Here is a 2,712-nt window from a genome sequence, read left to right on the forward strand (position 1 = left end):
GAACAGCTCGGCCGCGTCCTCGACGTACTCGCCGGTCTTCTTCCAGTCGACCGTCTGCACGTGCCAGCCGAGCGCCTCGTAGCGGGCGGCGACGTCCTCGGTGAAGGCGACGTTCGTGTCGTCCTCGATCGAGATCTGGTTGGCGTCGTAGATCACGACGAGGTTGCCGAGCTGCTGGTGCCCCGCGAGCGAGGAGGCTTCGTTGGTGACGCCCTCCTGGATGTCGCCGTCGGACGCGATCACGTACACGTGGTGGTCGAACGGGCTCTCACCGGCCGGAGCCTCGGGGTCGAACAGGCCGCGCTCGTAGCGCGCCGCGTAGGCGAAGCCGACCGACGAGGCCAGGCCCTGGCCGAGCGGGCCCGTCGTGATCTCCACACCGTCGGTGTGGCGGTACTCGGGGTGACCCGGCGTGAGCGAGCCCCACGTGCGCAGCGCCTTCAGGTCGTCCAGCTCGAGGCCGAAACCGCCCAGGTAGAGCTGCACGTACTGCGTGAGCGACGAGTGACCCGCCGACAGGATGAAGCGGTCGCGTCCCGGCCAATGGACATCGGTCGGGTCGTGGCGCATGACCCGCTGGTACAGCAGGTAGGCCGCGGGGGCCAAGCTCATCGCCGTACCGGGGTGGCCGTTTCCGACCTTCTCGACGGCGTCCGCCGCAAGGGCGCGGGCCGTGTCCACGGCGCGCCTGTCGATCTCATCCCAACGCAGTTCCGTCACCGGATCGCCTTTCGTGGTGGGGTAGTGGCGCCGGCGCGGCCGCTCGTGATGGCCGTGTGAGCACGGGGTGGAGCAGCGGCGCGGAGCGCGCGTGTGCCCCCAGCATAGCGCCGGGGAAATCACGGGGAACGTGTCCCGAGACGCAGCGTGACATCTCCGATCGCGTGCCAGGAGACGGGGCGGTGACGGCTGGGTGACGCGACGCTCACGAGTGGGTGGCGCGCGTCGTGAGGGGACGAGCATGCCCTAGAATCGGAAGGTCGTTCCCGAGGTCGCAGAGGAGAGCATCGCCATGTCGACGATCGCGCCGGAGACCTCGACGTCGACGAGTCTGGGTCGCAAGATCCGCGCCTACGTCGCACTCACCAAGCCCCGCGTGCTCGAGCTGCTGCTGGTCTCGACCGTCCCGGTGATGTTCCTCGCCGCCGACGGCATGCCGAACCTGTGGCTGGTGCTCGCGACCGTGATCGGCGGATCGCTGAGCGCCGGCTCGGCCGCGGCGTTCAACATGTACATCGATCGCGACATCGACGCGCACATGCAGCGCACCGAGAAGCGGCCGATCGTGACGGGCGAGATCACGCCCCGTGCGGCCCTCGTGTTCGCCTGGACGCTGGCGATCGTCTCGACCGTCTGGTTCCTGCTCACCACCAACCTGCTGACCGCCGGGCTGTCGGCGACCGCGATCTTCTTCTACGTCGTGATCTACACGATGATCCTCAAGCGCCGCACCGAGCAGAACATCGTCTGGGGCGGCATCGCGGGCTGCTTCCCGGTACTGATCGGGTGGGCCGCCGTTGCGAACTCGCTCGACTGGGCCCCGTTCATCCTGTTCGCGCTCGTGTTCCTGTGGACGCCGCCGCACTACTGGCCGCTGTCGATCAAGTACGCCGCCGACTATGCGAACACCGACGTGCCCATGCTCGGCGCGACCCGCGACGGGGTGCAGGTGGGTCTGCAGATCATCCTCTATGCGTGGGCGACGGTCGCGTGCTCGCTCCTGCTGATCCCCGTTGCGGGGATGGGGCTTGTGTACACCGTGTCGGCGATCGTGTTCGGCGGCTGGTTCCTGTACGAATCGCACCGCCTGTACAACCGCACGGTGCTGCAGGCCGCGGAGGGCCGCGGCCAGGCGCCGGGTCCCATGCGCGTCTTCCACGCGTCGATCACGTACCTCACGCTCGTCTTCCTCGCCGTCGCGATCGACCCGCTGCTGCCCTTCTGATGCGGCCCTCCGAGGAATCGGATCCGCAGGAGGCGCCGACCGGCCGGTGGTCGGCGTTCTGGGTCTGCGCGGGCGTCGCGGCGATCACCCTGCTCGATCTGAGCAAGGTCAACGTCGCGCTGCCCGCGATCGAGCACGGCTTCGACGTCGGATCGACCGAGCTCCAGCTCGTGCTCTCCGGCTACGTGCTCGCCCTCGCGCTGCTCATGGTGCCGATGGGGCGCGTCGGCGATCAGCGGTCGCGGCGCACGCTGTTCGTCGTGGGCCTGTCGCTGTTCACGCTTGCGAGCGCGGCCTGCGCCCTGGCGCCGAACGCCATGGTCCTGCTGCTCGGTCGCGTCGCGCAGGGCGTCGCGGCGGGCATACACATGCCGCAGGTGATGGGGCTGATCCAGCAGATGTTCCAGGGGCGCGACCGCGGACGCGCTTTCGGCATGTTCGGCGCGACGATCGGCCTCGCGACGGCGCTGGGACCCCTCGTCGGCGGCATCACGATCGCGATCGCCGGGGAGGATGCGGGCTGGCGCTCGCTGTTCTGGATGAACGTGCCGCTGTGTCTGATCGCGATCTTCTTCGCGCTGCGCCTGCTGCCCGGATCGCGGGGGACGGGCCGCCGGCTCGAGCTGGACCCGGTCGGCGTCGTGCTGTTCGGCGGTGCGGTGCTCTCGCTCATGCTGCCGTTCCTGTTCACGACCGGTTCGCCTGAGGATCCGCCCGCGCGGTGGTGGTCGCTCGCCGCGCTCGCAGTGCTGTTCGTCGCGCTGGTG

General features: G+C 69.2%; 2 protein-coding genes and 1 pseudogene. 2 read left to right on the forward strand and 1 reads right to left on the reverse strand.

Features of this window, described 5'->3' with window-relative positions; genetic code table 11:
* Window positions 1-720: pseudogene (locus RIF89_RS13655) on the reverse strand (transketolase); the annotation flags it as partial.
* A 292-nt stretch (window positions 721-1,012) separates the two neighbouring features.
* Here RIF89_RS13655 and RIF89_RS13660 point away from each other — a divergent pair.
* Window positions 1,013-1,945, forward strand: coding sequence for a heme o synthase (locus RIF89_RS13660; protein WP_309069634.1), 933 nt, complete (start codon window positions 1,013-1,015; stop codon window positions 1,943-1,945).
* Window positions 1,945-2,712 (forward strand): MFS transporter (locus RIF89_RS13665; RefSeq protein ID WP_309069635.1); only part of this gene is annotated, 768 nt, incomplete at its 3' end. The genes RIF89_RS13660 and RIF89_RS13665, both read left to right, overlap by 1 nt.

The sequence above is a fragment of the Microbacterium sp. genome (assembly GCF_031178525.1).
Lineage (GTDB): Bacteria > Actinomycetota > Actinomycetes > Actinomycetales > Microbacteriaceae > Microbacterium.